Genomic DNA, 16525 nt, shown 5'->3' on the forward strand with positions numbered 1-16525 from the left:
TAGCCGGAGCAGCCATTATGGGTAGAAAGATCCGTATTCTTCGTACCATGCCGCTGAGGTCGACGGAGCGGTTGTGGGCAAACCTGGTGGTGGCCGGCGCTCACCCCGTTAGGGTTCGCGCCGGCCACCGCCGTTCTGCTATCGATCGTTAGCTGACAACTTCGATCTTGTTCAGGTCGACGCGGTTGAACAGGTCCATGGACACGTTCTTCACCTTGGTCGAGTGACCGAAGTTGTTCTGGCCGAAGCGCAGCGGAAGAACCGGCATGTCACGGGCGAGGAGATCCTCGGCCTGCTGGTACTTCTTGATGGCCTCGTCCGAGGTGGCAGCGGCGGAGCCCTGCTTCACCAGGTTGTCGAACTCGGCGTTGCTGTAGCCGTAGTAGTTCGACGAACCGTTGGTCGAGTACAGCGGGTTGAGGTAGTTCTCCATGGACGGGTAGTCCATGACCCAGCCCATGCGGAACATGCCGACGTCCTTCTTGTCCTCGACGTTCTGCAGCAGGTCAGCGAACTTGGCCTCGGGTGTACCGACACACTCCACGCCCAGGTTGGCCTTCAGCTGGTTGCAGGTCGCGTCGACCCACTGCTTGTGGCCACCATCGGCGTTGTAGGAGATGTTCAGGCTCTTCGGGCCACCGGCAGCCGCGTAGGCAGCCTTCGCCTCGGCCGGCTTGAAGTCACACGCCGCGCCACAGGACTTGTCGCGGTATCCCGCGACCACCGGGGAAACGAACGAGTAAGCGGCCTTCTGCGAACCCTGGAACACCGCGTTGACGATCTCTTCACGGTCGATCGCCTGCGAGATGGCCTTGCGAACCTCGGGCTTGCTGAAGCGAGGGTCGAAGGTCGGGAACGCGAGGAACTGGAAGGTCGAGGCCGGGGACTGCTGGAAGCGGTCGCCCAGGTCGCCCTGAACGGTCGACAGAGCCTCGGTCGGGATGGTCTTCACCACGTCGAGGTTGTTGGCCTGCAGGTCGGCGTACTCGGCCTGGCTGTTCTGGTAGATCGGGAAGGTAACCCCACCGATCTTGGGCGCGGCGCCCTTGAAGTCGGCGAAGCGCTCAACCTCGATCTTCGAGTCGTGCTGCCAGGCACCCTTCATCTTGAAGGGGCCGTTGCCGATCGGGGCCTGCTCGAAGTCCTTCTTCAGCACCAGCGGAGACGCGGCCGGGTCCTCGAACGCCGCCTTCGGCAGCGGGTAGAACGCGGTGTAACCGAGCAGCGCCTTGAACTCGCTGAACGGCTCCGACAGCGTGATCGTGAAGGTCTTGTCGTCGACCTTCTTCAGGCCGCTGAGGGTCTTCGCGGACGGCGTGGCGTTGGCGTCGCTCGGGTTGAGGTCCTTGTAGCCCTCGACCCGCTCGAAGAAGAAGCCGTTGTCCTGCTTGTTCGGACCATAGGCGGCGTAGTTCCACGAGTTGAGGTAGCTGTCGGCGTTAACCGGCTCGCCGTTGTGGAAGGTGCCGTCCTTGAGCTTGACGGTCCAGGTCTTGTTGTCCGTGGTGGTGATGCTCTCCGCCGCAACCTCGTAAGGCTTGTTGGCCTCATCGAAGTCGACGAGCGGGGAGTAGAGCGCCGCCAGGACCTGAGAACCACTGGTCTCGTTGGTGTTTCCTGGAAGTAGGTGCTGTGGTTCGGCGATGCCGATGGAAACCACACCGTCGGGGTTGGTGCTACCCGAGTCGCCTCCCGTGCCGCAGGCCGATAGACCCAGCGCGACTGTGAGCGGGAGCGCGGCCCAGGCAGCCAGCCTGCGGACCTGCATTGAGCCTCCTAAAATCTGTGTCTCACCAGCGAGCACCGGCACGAGGATCTGCCCATGTCACTCAGTGCAACATTGCGGCAAAGGTAGGACGAACTTTGGCCAGACGCCAAACCTGATGTCACGAAATGGCAAGCAATTGAGGCATCCCTACTTGCCAATAGTCCTACCATCCTGGTATTGCATCCGGCGCAATTTAGAACCTATTAGCGGCATTATGCCCGATCTCTAGTTTCGGGACGGGGCAGCGTGGCCGAGATGGCTGGCAAGAACCTGAGAGAAGTTTCGCCCAATTTGTCGTCTCGTATATTGGAAGCCGGAGTCGATGCGTCCGATTCGTGAGGCATCCCACTGTTACTCAAAGTGATTGCGATCGGAAGGTTAGCCCGGCCGTTTGCAGGTGATTCGAAGGCGAATGGGAAACTCGATTTCATGACGGCGACTGTTCTGGACGGCACCGCAACCGCGGCCGAAATCAAGTCCGACCTCCGTGAGCGCGTGGCGAAGCTGCGGGAACAAGGAGTCGTGCCGGGCCTGGGCACCATCCTGGTCGGCGATGACCCGGGCTCGGTCTGGTACGTCAACGGCAAGCACAAGGACTGTGCGGAGGTCGGCATCGCCTCGATCCGGCGCGATCTGCCCGCCACGGCGTCGCAGGAGGAGATCGAGCAGGCGGTCGCGGAGCTCAACGAGGACCCGGCCTGTACCGGGTACATCGTCCAGCTGCCGCTGCCCAAAGGGCGTAACGAACAGCGGGTGCTCGAGCTGATCGACCCCACCAAGGACGCGGACGGCCTGCACCCGACCAACCTGGGCCGGCTCGTGCTCAACGCCCCGGCGCCCCTGCCCTGTACCCCGCGCGGGATCGTGGAACTGCTGCGCCGCTATGACATCGCGCTCAACGGGGCCGACGTCGTGGTCATCGGGCGCGGGGTGACCGTGGGCCGCGCACTGGGCCTGCTGCTGACCCGCAAATCGGAGAACTCCACCGTCACTACCTGCCACACCGGCACCCGTGACCTCGCCGCGCACACCCGTAACGCCGACATCATCGTCGCCGCGGTGGGCGTGCCAAGGATGATCACGCCGGACATGGTCAAACCGGGAGCGGCCGTCATCGATGTCGGGGTGTCCCGGGAAATCGACGAAGATGGCAAGAAGCGGGTCGTCGGCGACATCCACCCAGGCGTCGTCGAGGTGGCGGGATTCATTTCCCCCAACCCCGGCGGCGTGGGCCCGATGACGCGGGCCATGCTGCTAACTAATGTCGTGGAAATTGCGGATCGGCCGGCAGTGACATCCTGACGATCTTTGACGGCCGAAGGCTGTCAAGATCGGGCTTGGATGTCGCTGCCTCGAAGGGGCGATCTGCCGCGCGTTGCTTTGCACGCGCCAAAATTCTAGAAGGGCAGTTGGATGGGTAAGAAGGTCACCGTCGTCGGCGCCGGCTTCTACGGGTCAACCACCGCGCAGCGGCTCGCCGAGTACGACGTCTTCGAGACGGTTGTGCTCACGGACATCATCGAGGGCAAGCCGGAGGGACTCGCGCTGGACATGAACCAGTCCCGCCCGATCGAAGGCTTCGAGACCAAGGTGGTCGGGGCCACCACCGGCACCGGCGGCGAGGGGTATGAGGCGATCGCCGACTCCGACATCGTCGTGATCACGGCCGGTCTGCCGCGCAAGCCGGGCATGAGCCGGATGGACCTGCTCGGGGTCAACGCCAAGATCGTCCGTGGGGTTGCCGAGCAGGTGGCCAAGTACGCCCCCAACGCCGTCGTCATCGTCGTGTCCAACCCGCTCGACGAGATGACCGCGCTGGCCCAGATCGCCACCCAGTTCCCGCGCAACCGGGTGCTCGGGCAGGCCGGAATGCTTGACACCGCTCGCTTCACGCACTTCGTGGCCGAGGAGCTGGGCGTGCCGGTGAAGTCGGTCAGGACGCTCACCCTGGGCTCACACGGCGACACCATGGTCCCGGTGCCGTCCCAGTGCACCGTGGATGGCAAGCCGCTCTCCGATCTTCTCTCGGCAGACAAAATCGAAGAGCTTGTGGTGCGTACCCGTAACGGCGGCGCCGAAGTGGTAGCCCTGCTCAAGACCGGCTCGGCCTACTACGCCCCTTCGGCGGCGGCCGCTCGCATGGCCAAGGCCGTGGCGGAGGACAGCGGCGCGGTCATGCCGGTCTGCGCCTGGGTCGACGGCGAGTACGGCATCAGCGGTGTCTACCTCGGTGTCGAAGCCGAAATCGGCGCCGGTGGAATCAGGAAGGTGGTCGAGACCAACCTGACCGACGCCGAGCTGGCCGAGCTCAAGGTGGCGGCCGAGGCTGTTCGCGCGAAGCAGGCAGACGTCGCGAATCTCTGACATTCGCAGCTCAAAGGGCCCAGGCATCAATATGTCTGGGCCCTTGACATATTGATGCTTGGTCAACTAGCCTTTTTCTATGCGAACCACGGTCCGGCTCAATGAGGACCTGCTCGCGCGTCTGAAACACTATGCGGCCCAACGCAATCGCACCATGGCATCAGTCTTGGAGGACGCGGTGCGCCAGCTTCTTGACCGGCAAGAGTCCCTTCCGCCACGCCAAACCATCGACCTGGTGACTTTTGGTGGCGACGGCCTTCAGCCCAACGTCGACCTCAGCCCGCACGGCCTCAAGCACATCCTCGCGCAGGAAGACGAGACGACATTCCTCGGATTGCTCGATGCGTCTGCATGACGTCAATGTGCTCATCTATGCGCATCGGCCAGAGTCCCAAGGCCATGAGGCATACCGACAGCTGATCGCCGACGATATCTCAAGCGAGCAGAGCTATGCGGTCAGCGATGTGGTGATCAATGGCTTTCTGAGGATCGCTACCGATCGGCGGATCTACCGCACGCCGACCCCGTTGAGCCTGGCGCTCGCGTTCGCCGAACAGATGCGGCATCAGCCCACTGCGGTGACCGTGGCGCCCGGCCCACGGCACTGGTCGATAGTTACCAGGCTGTGTCACGAGATCGGCGCCACTGGCAGGGACTTTCCCGATGTCTTTCTGGCGGCGCTCGCCATCGAGCACGGCTGCGAGTTCGTCACCGCAGACAAGGGATTCAAGCGCTTCCGTGGGCTTAAGGTGGCCGAGGTTTAGGCTGTGTCTCCGTGACTATCGATTTGCTGGACCTGCTGCCTACCGAGTGGCGTGACGTGATGAAGCCGCACCTCGACCTTGAGGTCGTGGCGCGCCTGTCGTCGTTTGTGGAGGCGGAATACGCCGCCGGCCCGGTTTACCCGCCGCGCGAAGATCTCTTCTCCGCGTTCCGGCTGTGTTCTCCGGCGCAGACCCGAGTGCTCATCCTCGGCCAGGACCCTTACCACAAGCCGGGTCAGGCCCACGGGCTCAGCTTCAGCGTGCGGCCGGGTGTCGCCGTGCCGCCGAGCCTGCGCAACATCTACAAGGAGCTGCAGGACAACCTGGGCGTGAAGCCACCGTCCAATGGCGACCTGACCGGCTGGGCAAGCCAGGGGGTGCTGCTGCTCAACGCGGTGCTCACCGTTCGCGCGGGCCAGCCCACCAGCCACGCCGACAAGGGGTGGGAGCATTTCACCGACGCGGCCATCAAGGCGGTCAACGACTCGCCCTACAGCGTCGTGTTCGTGCTCTGGGGTGCCTACGCCCGCAAGAAGGCCGCGTTCGTGACCAACGCCCAGCACACCGTGCTGCAAGCCGGTCACCCGAGCCCGATGAACCCGCGCGGGTTTCTCGGCTGTGGCCACTTCACCGCGATCGGCGAGGCGCTCGGCAAGGCGGGCCGCGGCACTATCACCTGGTCATAGCCGCGCCGCCAACCTAAGGCGGCCGCAGCGCGTCTCTTGTCCATGAGTCGGCTGTGGGTTTTCGCGGTAGCGGCAACGCTTGTTCTGGCTGGATGCACGGGCACCGCCGATCCGGTGCCCACCAAGTCGCCGGGCAAGGCCGACCTCGACCCGAAGGCCGAGCTCTGGAAGGTCGACATCAAGACCCCGATCGGCCTGGCCGTGTCCAACGGTCTGGTCTGGGTCGCCAGCGCCGACGGCGACGAGATCCGTGGCATCAACCCGCAGAACGGGCTCGTCAGCAAGAGCATCGACGTGGGCAAGACCCCGCTGCGCATCGCCTCCTTTTACGGTGGGGGAGTCGCGGTCTCGCTCTTCGGCGACGGCACGGTCAGCTTCTTCGACCCCAAAAGCGGGGCAAGCACTGGCGGGTATCCGCTCACCGGCGGCCCCGAAGGGGTGGCGACGAACCTTGACTACCTGATGGTGGTGCGCCAGGACGCGGGCGTGGTGACGCAGATCCAGCACGGCCAGCCGCCCTCCCGCGACATCCCGGTGCCCGGCACGCCCAGGCTCGTGGCGCTCACCGGGCAACACGCCTTCGTCACCTCCTACGCCGCGGGCACGCTGACCCGCATCCAGCTTGAGGGGGCCGAGGTGGTCACGTCGGAGAAGCTTTGCGAAGGCGCACAAGGGGTGCAGACCCTCGGCGAGGTGGTGTGGGTGACGTGCACCCGGGCCGACGAGGTGATCGCCGTCGACCAGAAGACGCTCAAGGTCGTCGGCCGGGTGGCTGTTCCCGGTGAACCGGACGGCCTCACCATTTCCGGTGGCCGCATCTTCGTCGTCGCTTCGAAAGGCCCGACGCTTTCCCAGATCTCCAACGAACCCACAGCGCCGAAGGTGCTTTCCTCCCGTGCCGTCGGCAAGGCCAGCGCCCTCGCCGATCGCGCCAATGTCGATGTCATCGTCTACGGCGACCGGGCCTGGGTGTCCTCCTACAAGGACAATGCTGTCTACGGCGTGCTCCTGCCGCCCGCCTAGCGAAGGTCGGTGAACGCTTCGGTCAGATGTGACGTGCCGAGCGTTTTCGCTTGTGCCAGAAGGGAAACGCGCGACTCCCGGGCCCTGTCCGGATCCATCTCGAGCGCATAGCGCATCTCGGGCAGCACCAGCTGGATGGCGTGCACGAGCAAATCGCCGGTCAGCGCCAGCACCTCGTCGCCCTCGGTGACCAGGCACGACTGGTGACCCGGCGTGTGTCCCGGGGTCGCCACCACCTGAACCGGGCCGGCGAGTTTGCTGTCGCCATCCAGCAAAACCAGCCGCTCCTTGGGCATCAGCCCGTCCAGCCGAGGCGTGATCCACTCCAGCTCGGTGCGCTGCAGCAACACCTCCGCCTGAGGGAACAGGCCGCCGAACCACCATCCAATATGGTCGGTATGCAGGTGGCTGATGATGATCTGGCTGATGTCGCCCGGGTCTATCCCCGCCTCGGCCAGCGACTCCGGCAAACTCCCCGGCACGGGCGCCCACGATGCGGCCGGCGAATCGGCTGGCCCTATCCCGGCATCGAACAGGATCGTCCGGCCATCATCGAGTCTGATCGCAAACGTGCGAAAACGAAGCCGCCATTGCCCTTCCGGCGCCGCCGCCCCCGGGTCGAACCCGTCCGCCAGCGCCCACGCCCGCTCGTCGGCGTCTGGAAACGCCTGCGTCCGGGGCTGGAAGAAGAGGCCTTCTCCATCAGAAAGCGCCGTCACCGTCGCCGTACCTATACGCCGCGAAATCACCGCCATCGCCCGATCCTACGTTTTGCGGAACGGGGCAGTGGAGCTTGATTGTGCCGGGCACAATGGCGCAATGCTCAGCGAACGTGATCAGCGGCGTCTTGAGGAGGGCCGCAAGGAAGCGGCCGCCAAGATGGCGCAGGAGCGCCGCCGGATTGAGGAGCGCGAGGAGCTGGCGGCCAAAGCCGAACAGGACGCCGCCCAGCGTCGCCGGGAAGCGGGCATCGTCGATGTGGTCGACCCCGACGGGGTGGAGGTCATGCTCCATGTCCAGCGCACCGGCATCGTTGCCTGGGCCTCCTTCGATGGCGGGGACATCCTGGGCTTTCTGCTGATGCTCCCGATCCTCGCGGTGGCGTTCGGTCTCTCGTGGATTGCCCACCTGCTGTTCTTCACGGGCAGCCACACCGTCCACGTAACGGTCCTGGGCAGTCACACGGTGAAATTCCGGGAGCCGTCGGAAGAGGCCGCAAAGCAACGCCTGCAAACAATCGCCGCCGCCATCAAGCGCGACGGCGTCAGCGCCCTCCAGAAATAGAAGCCGACGATCTTGGTGGGTCGGCGGCGGAGCCGTCGGGGGCCGGGCAAGCACGTAGGGATGTGCCGCGCGGGAGCTGACGGTGAGGGACCACGACGTAGCGGCGCAAAGAAAGGGTTAAGTCAGGATGAGGGTGGCGAGGGTGCTGCCGACGGCGAAGAGGATGATGCGGGAAGCGTTGCGGCGCAAGGCGATCAGGATGTCGTCGGTGGGGGTGGTGGCGGCGGACCGGGCGAGGGTTATCACGCAGGAGATCACGAAGATGATGGCGGCGGCGAGCAGTGCGTAGGCGGCTAGCTGGGAGGCGGCCACGAAGTCCGGGTTGATGGCGAGCTTCCAGTCGGCGGTGGTCGTCGCGCGAGGGCGGCTCATGAGGGCGGTCATGACCAGGGCCGGTGGGAACACCAGGTAGGCCAGCACGCGGAGGAACGGCCTGGAATAGGGAGAGAGGATCTTGGTGAGGGCCAGCAGGGGGAGGGCGTAGGTGGCCCAGCCAACCAGGCCCGGCGCGATGCCGCGAGCCGAGAACCATTGCAGGACTTTGGCTTGCGTGGCCATGGAGCCGCCGAATACGCCGAGGGCGGCCACGACGGCGACCGTGAGCAGGATCGAGGCGGCGATACGGAGCAGTTGCGGCGTGGTGAGGGTGCGCCGATGCCGCGCCGACGTGGTCATGACCAGGGGGTGCATGGCGCAGAAGACTACTACCAGGGAAAACGCCCGCCAACTGGTAGCCGGCGGGCGTTACCCGAAAGTGATCAGGCGGCGAGTCGCTCCGACAGCGCCTGGTCGAGCGTGTTCATGAACTCCTCGGTGCTCTGCCACGGCGCGTCGGGGCCGATGAGGAGCGCGAGGTCCTTCGTCATGGCGCCGCCCTCGACGGTGTCGACGACGACCTTCTCCAGCGTGTCGGCGAAGTTGGTCACCGCGGGGGTGCCGTCGAGCTTGCCGCGGTGGGCAAGGCCCCGGGTCCACGCGTAGATCGAGGCGATCGGGTTCGTGGAGGTCTTCTGGCCCTTCTGCCACTGCCGGTAGTGCCGGGTGACCGTGCCGTGCGCGGCCTCCGCCTCGACGGTCTTGCCGTCGGGGGTCATCAGCACCGAGGTCATCAGGCCCAGCGAGCCGAAGCCCTGCGCGACCGTGTCGGACTGGACGTCGCCGTCATAGTTCTTGCAAGCCCACACGAAGCCGCCTTCCCACTTGAGCGCGGCGGCGACCATGTCGTCGATCAGCCGGTGCTCGTAGGTCAGGCCCTTGGCCTTAAACTCGGCGGCGAACTCGGCCTCGAAAACCTCGGCGAACAGATCCTTGAACCGGCCGTCGTAGGCCTTGAGGATGGTGTTCTTCGTCGACAGGTAGACCGGGTAGTTGCGGTCGATGCCGTAGCGGAACGAGGCGCGGGCGAAGTCGCGGATCGAGTCATCGAAGTTGTACATGCCCATGGCCACACCGCCACCGGGGAAGTCGGCCACGTTGAACTCCATCGGCGCGCCGCCATCGGAAGGCTGGAAGCTGATGGTCAGCGTGCCCGGGCCGGGAACGACGAAGTCGGTCGCCTTGTACTGGTCGCCGTGCGCGTGGCGGCCGATGATGATCGGCTGGGTCCAGCCCGGCACCAACCGGGGGACGTTGCTCATGATGATCGGCTCGCGGAAGACCACGCCACCGAGGATGTTACGGATCGTCCCGTTCGGGGACCGCCACATCTTCTTGAGGCCGAACTCCTCGACCCGGGCCTCGTCCGGAGTGATCGTCGCGCACTTCACCCCGACCCCGTGCCGCTTGATCGCGTTGGCGGCGTCGATGGTCACCTGGTCATCGGTAGCGTCCCGGTGTTCCATCCCCAGGTCGTAATAGTCCAGCTCGACGTCGAGGTAGGGCAGGATCAGCTGCTCCCGGATCTGCTTCCAGATGATCCGGGTCATCTCGTCGCCGTCGATCTCGACGACCGGGTTATTTACCTTGATCTTCGCCATGTCGATAGCGCTCCTGTTCCACGGCATCCTGTTCCTTGGCGGCTTAGCAGTACGAGCGTACTGCATGAAAGATAGCTTGCAACCCAGGGGCCTTACGCAACCTGAGCGGCGGCATAAACGTGTTGTGGCGTGGACCGAGACTTCGGTGAGTTTTACAGCACCCACTTCCACGGCCTGACGCTGCAGCTCAACGCGTACTTCGGCGACATGGAGCACGCGCAGGACGTGGTGCAGGAGGCATTCGTGCGCGCCTTCGACCGGTGGGGCAAGGTCTCCGGATATGAGGATCCGCATGCCTGGGTACGAAGAGTCGCCTGGAACCTGGCGACGAGCCATTGGCGTCGCAGGCGGATCGCCATCGCGCATGCGCTGACCCAGCGGGAGCCGGTGGTGCAAGGCCCGGAGCCGGATCGGGTGGCGCTGGTGACCGCGCTGGCGGGGCTGCCCGAGAACCAGCGCCGAGCGATGATCCTCTTCTATCTCGCCGACATCCCGATCGCGGAGATCGCGTTGGAGGAACGCGTCCCGGTGGGGACGGTCAAGTCTTGGCTGTCGCGGGGGCGAAGCGCCCTGTCGGCACAGCTGTCGATGGGGGAACAACGATGAACACCGAACTGGGCGATGACGATGTGCGTGCGCTCTTCGCGCAGTATCGGGGCGCCGAACAGGCGCGGGTCAGGGCGGCGGGTGTGGCCGCGGCACAACGGCGGGGGCTGGCCAGGCGCAGGCGGCGTCACGCGTTCCTTTCCGCGGCGGTCATCGCGGGGATGCTCGTCCCGGCGGCCGCCGTGGGGCTGACCGCGGGTGGCGGCCCGATCGGAGGTGACCTGCCCCGGCCACAGCGGACCGGCGGCGAGATCCCGGCGGGCGGGCTGACCATGGCGCAGCTGCTGACTTCCTCCGTGCAGATGCCGGTGTTCGAGGCGGACACGGCGGGTGTCTGCCCACACGGCGAGGTGGGTTTCGCCGACGATCGGCTCAACCTCTATGTGTGGCCGGACACCGGCCAATACATGTCCTATGTGGACATCGACCGGGATGGCTCGTTTGAGACCGTGCTGCACGTTCGCTGCTTGGCCAAGGAAAAGGTTGTCGCAGAACAGGTTCTGGTGGTCGCGCCGGGCACCTCGGGGGCGAGCGTCAGGCTGGTGGGCCGGGTGATCGGCACGGGCGGCGCCATCTCGGCCGTGGACCGGATGGCGATGGGCGCCGACGGCACTGTCGCGGTCAAGGTGGCCGGGGCGAGGACGTGCTGTGGAGCCTTCTATAGCGCGGTTGAGCACCAGTGGCGCGTCTACGCCTGGGACGGGAAGGCTTTTAGGCAGCGAGACGGTTCCGATGCCTTCTGGCGAACGCCGGGAGACCTCGTGGTCGCCGCGCAAGAACTGCGTCTCAAGGCAGGCGTGGGCAGCTTCCTGGTGACGATCACCAATGCCGGAACCCAGGCGGTGGACAGCGTGATGCTGACGTTGGTGGCCAAGGGAATGCGGGCCACCGACCCGGAATGGAGGACTACCGCGCCGGGGGTCGATCCGGCCACGATCGAGAACACGCTTCTCGTCACCGGCCTGGAGCCAGGTCAGTCGCGCAGCATTGAGGTGCACGTGCGCCTGGCCAGCCTGGACAGCCGATCGGGCAGCCTGTCGGTCACCGCGCTGGGGATCCTGGGTGGGGGCGAGGTCTATGACGAGGCGGCCGACGCGAACCCGGGGGACAACGAGAAAATCGAAGTGGCGCTTAGGTTTGACTGAGGGTCCACTGTGGACCTTCGGGGGTGTCTCTGACCTCCACGCCGCCATCGGCCAGCGCGTCGCGAAGCTGGTCGGAGGCGGCGAAGTCGCGTTTGGCGCGGGCTTGCTCACGCAGCTGCACGAGGGTCTGGATGAACGGAACGGCAGTGCCCGCAACTGTTCCCAGGCGCACCACCATTCCGCGCAGCATGCCGCGGGCGTGGTCGGCGTCGTCGGAGGCGAGGGTGTCGGCCGTCCAATCGGTGATGGCCTGTTCCAGCTCGAGCACGGTAGCCACACAGCCGTCCAGGTCGCCTGCAGACAGGGCGGTGGAGAACTTGGCATCGAGGTCGTCGGCGACCGCGCGCACCGAGGTCAGCGCAGGCTGCGGTGGCTTTTCGGGCTGTGCCGGAGCCGCGAGCGCGACCCCGGTCGGGGAGTCGAGAGACAGCGGCAGCACCGAGCCGGACTCGTAGCGCGTGCTGGAACCGTTGCGGCGCAAGGTGAGCCCGCCGTTGCCCACCACGCTGGCGGTCTGCGCTTCCAGATCGCAGATGAGCGCGGTGTGCTCGTCGACGCCGATGATGACAGCGCCCTGCGGCAGCTGCTGCTCCAAATAAGACAGACGCGGCTCGCCGAGGTAGCAGTAGCGGGTGTCGTGATGGCCGCCCTCTGCGTTGTCATAGTGCGGAATCACCACCGCAGGAACCCCGGTGAGCTGCTCGAACAGGTTGAGGCCTGGCTCCCAGCGCGGCTGCTCGCCCGCCTTGTAGATCTCGTAGACCGGGATCGTATGCGAGCCAAGGGTTAGCGCGGCCGCGCTGGCGAAGATGAGCGCGTCAGCGCTCGTCATGAGGGTGGGAAGCTCGGAGCCGAACCATTGGCGCAACGCGTAGGTGGGCGAGCCGGGCCCGGCGAAGATCCAGTTGGCCTGACGCAGGGCGGCGAGCGCGCGCTCGCGTTCCAGCCCGGGTGGCGGCTCCTTGCGCCACGAGACCACCTCGACGTTGCGCCCGACGCTTTGCCGGAAATAGCCCACCGTGCGAGCGCTGATCTCGTCGGCGTTCAGCTGGAACCCATATGGGGTGTCCAGCAGGACGGCGCGCGCGGGTTGGGGGAGCGCATCGAAGATCTGGCGATGCGGTTTGATCATGGTCGGCGTCGTCTCGCCGGAGCCCATGATGACCAAAAGCTTGGTCATGGTTCAGCCCGCCAGCGTGGCTAGGTCGGAGGCGAGCTGCGCCGGATGCTGGGCATGAAGATCATGATCACCATCTGGGTACCAGACAATGCGGGATCGCCGAATGAGCTCGGCGGCCGAGGTGACCCGCGACGCCTTCTCCTCCTGCGGCCCCATCGCCGGAAGCAGCAACGCGGGCGCGGTGATCAGGGGCAGGAACTGCGCCGGCGGCTCATCCCACATCGACCGCACGATCAGCATGTGCTTGTCGATGGGCAGCCGGCGCTCGACGGTGCCGTCGGGGCGCAGGCGCATGTTGGCGAGGGTGGCCTCCACGGCCGCCGCCGACCAGTCGGGGTGCGCATTGGCCATCCACTGGCGCAGCCGGCTCGCCGGCAGACCGTCTATTTCGGACGGTCGCAGCGCCCGCTCGCACTCCTCCCAGCTCGCGAACGCGGCGGCCAGATCGATCCACCCGCCGTCGACCAGGCCTATCCCGCCGACCAGCTCCGGGTGCTTGGCGGCCAGCTGAACCACGATGTTGCCGCCCCAGGACTGGCCGACCACCACCGGCTGGTCGAGGGCAAGCTCGGCGATGACGGCTACCAGGTCGGCGGCGGCGGTGGCCGTGTCGTAACCCTTGTCGGGCGCATCGGACTCGCCGTGGCTGCGCAGGTCTATCGCCCAGCTCGGGTTGGGCAGATGCTCGGCCACCCCCTCCCACAGCAGGGCGTTGGAGGAAAGGCCGTGCACGAACAGGTAGGGACGTCCGGCACCTTCGCGGTGGCGGACGTTCAGGCAGACTCCGGGCTCGACGGCAACTCGCACCCCTCCAACTTAGAGCGCAACGTCTCGCAGCGCAGCCGCGGCTTGCTCAGGTGCGACATCGTTGACCCAGGCACCCATCGCCGACTCCGATCCGGCCAAGTACTTGAGCTTTCCAGGCGCCCGGCGGATGCTGTGGATCCTCAGGTGAAGCCAGCACAGGTCACGCCCCTGCTTAACCGGTGCCTGATGCCAGGCCGCGACGTAGGGCATGGCCATCCCGAACAGGCCGTCCAGCCGCTGGATCACCTCAAGCCACAGCGGCGCGCACGCCTGCCTTTCCGCGTCGGTCAGCTCGGTGAGGTCGGCGACCTGCCGGTGTGGAGTGACGTGAATCTCATAGGGCCAGCGCGCCGCATAGGGGATGAACGCCGTCCAGAACTCGTTGCCGGCCACCACCCTTTCGCCCCCGCGTTCCCGCGCCACCACCTCGGCGTAAAGATTCTTGCCCGCGCGTTCGCAGGCTTGCAGATAGCGCTGGGTGGTTGGCGTCACGTAGGGGTAGGCGTAGATCTGGCCGTGCGGGTGGTGCAGGGTGACCCCGATCTCCTCGCCACGGTTCTCGAAGCAGAAGACCTGCTGCACGCTGGCCAGCTGAGACAGCTCCGCGGTGCGATCGGTGAACGCCTCCAGCACCGTGCCGACCCGTTGCGCCGTAAGGTCTTTGAAGCTGGCGGCATGGTCGGGCGAGAAGCACACCACCTCGCAGCGCCCGGTCTCGCCTGCGAAGGAGGGAAACCGGTTCTCGAAGACGACCACGTCATAGTCGTCGGCCGGGACCTCGGTGAGGAAGGCCGCCGTGGAGGGGCAAAGCGGGCACTCGTGGCTGGGCGGCAGGAAGATCCGGCCCTGCCGGTGCGCCGCGACCGCGACCCACTCCTCGGTGAGCGGATCCCAGCGCAGCTGGGCGGGCGGTGCCTGGGCGGGCAGCTGCCGGCCGTCGACGCTCGCCCGGACGGCGTCGTCCCGCTCGTCGAAGTAGATCAGCTCGCGCCCGTCGGCGAGGGTAATGCAGGTGCGCTTCACGTTTGTCATCACTTTCCAACAAGTTCCAACATGATAGCGCACTCACGTTAGATGCCGTGACCCCGCTTGTGAAGGGTCCCCAACACCCGCTCCACCGAGGTCACCCGGGTCAGCGCGGCCAAAGCGATCACCGCGCGCGGCTCCTTCCAGTTGGCCCGCACCGACTGCTTCGCATAACGCCAGGCATTGCGGCGTTCCCCGGCCGCCGCCGACCAGCAGGCGAGCTGGCCATAAACCCGTGCCGCACCAGGCGGGCAGCCGACGATCTCGGGATGGCGAGCCATCATCCAGCGCAACGAGGAGATCTTGGTGCTGTATTCGCCGGCGTAATAGCTCGACCGGCCCCACAGCACACGCACCAGAGGCTGATCGACATGCACGATCGGGGCCAGCCGAGCGGCGCGGATGAGCAGATCCCAGTCCTCGTTCTGGCTGCCGGGCGCGTCCTCGGCCACCGGGCCGATCTCGCCGTCGGTCAGCAGCGCGCTGCGTTTCACGAGGAAGGTCGACGAGTGCAGCATCGCCATCCGGGAACGGGCAAGCTGATCCACCGTCACCCGTTCGGTTCCGGCCAGGCGCGGGTGGACATGCCCGGCGTACTCCACCTCGATCGCGCAGGTGATGAAGTCCGCGCCGGAGCGGGTCATGGCCGCGATCTGCTTGCGCAGCTTGGCCCGATGCCACACGTCGTCGTCATCGCAGAAGGCCACCAGCTCGGTGTCGAGCGCCATGATGCCGGTGTTGCGGGCACCGGCCAGACCGGGCTCACGCCAGTTGCCCAGAACCATGACGGCGGGCTCGTCGGCCACGGCCAGCCGCCAGTCCGGCTCCGCCTGGTCGTAAACCACGATGATGCGCATCGCGCCGGGGTAGTCCTGGGCCCGGACGGATTCGATGGTCCGCTTGAGCAACTCCGGGCGATCACGGGTGGGGATCACCACGCCGACCGTGGGAAAGTTCATCGCCCGGCCCCGATCTGGTAACCGTACGAGCGCAGCAACGGCGCGCACACGGCGCCGACGAGGGCACGCTGGCGCGGCGGGAGGGCCTTGCGCCAGGCCTCATCCGGGCGCAGCTCGACCTGGCCGGTGCGAAAGCGCATCGGGTTGCCCGCGGCGCTGTGCGACTGTCCGAGGTGGACAGACCCGGTGCCGAGGAACTCCAGCGATTGCGTCGAGGTGTCCATGCCTACGAAAGCGGCCACCTTGTTCACGACGCCGCGCGGATCGGCGAGGAAGTCCTCATATCGCACCCGCCGCACGGCCACACCACGCTGGCGCAGCAAGCCGAAGGCGGCGTTGTGCGCGTTCCAGAGCACAGCGCTGCGCGCGGGCGTGTAACGCGTCATCTCCTCGCGTCCGTCGGTCTCCGGCCGCGACACCTTCTTGGTCCACGAATAGGCGACGCCGCGCGGATCCCGTACCACATGAAGAACCCGAAGATCGATCTCGGCGCAGTGTCTGAGGCAGTGCGCCAAGGCGCTGTGCTTCGAGGAGTCGATGACGACGTTCGCGCCCGCCACGGAAGCCGCGGCTTCGTAGACCTTCGCGTAGTACTCGGCGTATTCCACGACGAGCGCCGAGAAGTCGCGCCGCCGCGCGGTGGCCAGCACCGGGATGTGGCGGGTGCGCTCGACGAGTTCCTGCAGCGCGAGAATCCGGTGCACGTCAACGCGATGCCAGCCGCCGAAGGCTTTCGCGCCGACCGCGTGCCAGAATTCGCAGTCGCTGAAACCTGCCCCACACCCGCAGCGCTCGTTGTCGCGAATGTCGCGCTGCCACAGATGCACGACCTCTCCCAGCGCGCAGATGCCAGGCAACTCGCCCAGCACCCGCTCAATCAGGGTGGTACCGCTTCGCCCTAGCCCACCAACATAGAGAACCCGTGTCGTCACGCTGA

18 protein-coding genes are annotated in these 16525 nt (G+C 66.1%); 9 read left to right on the plus strand and 9 right to left on the minus strand.

The genetic code is table 11. The features are described 5' to 3' along the window. Positions 1-148: 148 nt before the first annotated feature. On the minus strand, positions 149-1768 hold the full coding sequence (locus Rhe02_RS12375) for a peptide ABC transporter substrate-binding protein (protein ID WP_203908299.1): 1620 nt from the start codon (positions 1766-1768) through the stop codon (positions 149-151). Positions 1769-2197: 429 nt separating this feature from the next. Here Rhe02_RS12375 and Rhe02_RS12380 point away from each other — a divergent pair, with 429 nt between their 5' ends. From Rhe02_RS12380 to Rhe02_RS12405, 6 genes are all read left to right on the plus strand, one after another. After that, the gene (locus Rhe02_RS12380) at positions 2198-3070 is read left to right on the plus strand and encodes a bifunctional methylenetetrahydrofolate dehydrogenase/methenyltetrahydrofolate cyclohydrolase (protein ID WP_203908300.1); all 873 of its coding nucleotides are present in this window, start codon (positions 2198-2200) and stop codon (positions 3068-3070) included. Between the two features lie 111 nt (positions 3071-3181). Next, the gene (mdh, locus tag Rhe02_RS12385; RefSeq protein WP_203908301.1) at positions 3182-4132 is read left to right on the plus strand and encodes a malate dehydrogenase; all 951 of its coding nucleotides are present in this window, start codon (positions 3182-3184) and stop codon (positions 4130-4132) included. 79 nt (positions 4133-4211) lie between these two features. Next, positions 4212-4487 (plus strand): CopG family ribbon-helix-helix protein, encoded by a 276-nt coding sequence (locus Rhe02_RS12390; protein WP_203908302.1) that lies wholly within the window; start codon positions 4212-4214, stop codon positions 4485-4487. Then, positions 4474-4896 (plus strand): type II toxin-antitoxin system VapC family toxin, encoded by a 423-nt coding sequence (locus tag Rhe02_RS12395; protein WP_203908303.1) that lies wholly within the window; start codon positions 4474-4476, stop codon positions 4894-4896. Before Rhe02_RS12390 ends, Rhe02_RS12395 begins: the two co-directional genes overlap by 14 nt. 11 nt (positions 4897-4907) lie before the next feature. Further along, on the plus strand, positions 4908-5582 hold the full coding sequence (gene ung, locus Rhe02_RS12400; protein WP_373320625.1) for a uracil-DNA glycosylase: 675 nt from the start codon (positions 4908-4910) through the stop codon (positions 5580-5582). A gap of 42 nt (positions 5583-5624) precedes the next feature. Then, positions 5625-6605 (plus strand): YncE family protein, encoded by a 981-nt coding sequence (locus tag Rhe02_RS12405; protein WP_203908304.1) that lies wholly within the window; start codon positions 5625-5627, stop codon positions 6603-6605. On the opposite strand, the gene Rhe02_RS12410 is transcribed toward Rhe02_RS12405, so the two are convergent. Beyond that, the gene (locus Rhe02_RS12410) at positions 6602-7360 is read right to left on the minus strand and encodes an MBL fold metallo-hydrolase (RefSeq protein WP_203908305.1); all 759 of its coding nucleotides are present in this window, start codon (positions 7358-7360) and stop codon (positions 6602-6604) included. The genes Rhe02_RS12405 and Rhe02_RS12410 overlap by 4 nt on opposite strands. 64 nt (positions 7361-7424) lie before the next feature. Here Rhe02_RS12410 and Rhe02_RS12415 point away from each other — a divergent pair, with 64 nt between their 5' ends. Then, positions 7425-7889 (plus strand): hypothetical protein, encoded by a 465-nt coding sequence (locus tag Rhe02_RS12415; RefSeq protein WP_203908306.1) that lies wholly within the window; start codon positions 7425-7427, stop codon positions 7887-7889. 117 nt (positions 7890-8006) lie between these two features. Here Rhe02_RS12415 and Rhe02_RS12420 read toward each other — a convergent pair whose 3' ends face one another. Beyond that, positions 8007-8579, minus strand: a complete 573-nt coding sequence (locus Rhe02_RS12420; protein WP_203908307.1) for a hypothetical protein — start codon at positions 8577-8579, stop codon at positions 8007-8009. Between the two features lie 68 nt (positions 8580-8647). Beyond that, complete coding sequence (locus Rhe02_RS12425; RefSeq protein ID WP_203908308.1) at positions 8648-9865, minus strand: NADP-dependent isocitrate dehydrogenase; 1218 nt, start codon at positions 9863-9865, stop codon at positions 8648-8650. Positions 9866-9994: 129 nt separating this feature from the next. Here Rhe02_RS12425 and Rhe02_RS12430 point away from each other — a divergent pair, with 129 nt between their 5' ends. Both Rhe02_RS12430 and Rhe02_RS12435 read left to right on the plus strand, forming a co-directional pair. Next, a complete protein-coding gene (locus Rhe02_RS12430) occupies positions 9995-10471 on the plus strand; it encodes a SigE family RNA polymerase sigma factor (protein ID WP_239123704.1) in 477 nt (158 codons plus the stop codon). Next, positions 10468-11616 (plus strand): hypothetical protein, encoded by a 1149-nt coding sequence (locus tag Rhe02_RS12435; protein ID WP_203908309.1) that lies wholly within the window; start codon positions 10468-10470, stop codon positions 11614-11616. The genes Rhe02_RS12430 and Rhe02_RS12435 overlap by 4 nt, the downstream gene beginning before the upstream one ends. On the opposite strand, the gene Rhe02_RS12440 is transcribed toward Rhe02_RS12435, so the two are convergent. From Rhe02_RS12440 to Rhe02_RS12460, 5 genes are read right to left on the minus strand one after another with little or no spacing between them, the layout of a single operon-like run. Continuing rightward, positions 11603-12796, minus strand: coding sequence for a CysS/YqeB C-terminal domain-containing protein (locus Rhe02_RS12440; protein WP_203908310.1), 1194 nt, complete (start codon positions 12794-12796; stop codon positions 11603-11605). The two genes, Rhe02_RS12435 and Rhe02_RS12440, sit on opposite strands and share 14 nt — an antisense overlap. A 3-nt stretch (positions 12797-12799) precedes the next feature. After that, positions 12800-13603: an alpha/beta fold hydrolase gene (locus Rhe02_RS12445; RefSeq protein WP_203908311.1), complete on the minus strand. Its 804-nt coding sequence runs from the start codon at positions 13601-13603 to the stop codon at positions 12800-12802. 9 nt (positions 13604-13612) lie between these two features. Then, positions 13613-14626 carry a galactose-1-phosphate uridylyltransferase gene (gene galT / locus Rhe02_RS12450; RefSeq protein ID WP_203908339.1) on the minus strand — a complete coding sequence of 338 codons (1014 nt, stop codon included), beginning with the start codon at positions 14624-14626 and terminating at the stop codon, positions 13613-13615. A gap of 47 nt (positions 14627-14673) precedes the next feature. Further along, positions 14674-15588 (minus strand): glycosyltransferase family 2 protein, encoded by a 915-nt coding sequence (locus Rhe02_RS12455; RefSeq protein ID WP_203908312.1) that lies wholly within the window; start codon positions 15586-15588, stop codon positions 14674-14676. Then, entirely contained in the window at positions 15585-16520 is a 936-nt protein-coding gene (locus Rhe02_RS12460; RefSeq protein WP_203908313.1) for a sulfotransferase, read from the minus strand. Before Rhe02_RS12460 ends, Rhe02_RS12455 begins: the two co-directional genes overlap by 4 nt. Between the last annotated feature and the right edge of the window lie 5 nt (positions 16521-16525).

It is taken from the genome of Rhizocola hellebori, from assembly GCF_016862955.1.
In the GTDB taxonomy this organism is placed as follows: Bacteria; Actinomycetota; Actinomycetes; order Mycobacteriales; family Micromonosporaceae; genus Rhizocola; species Rhizocola hellebori.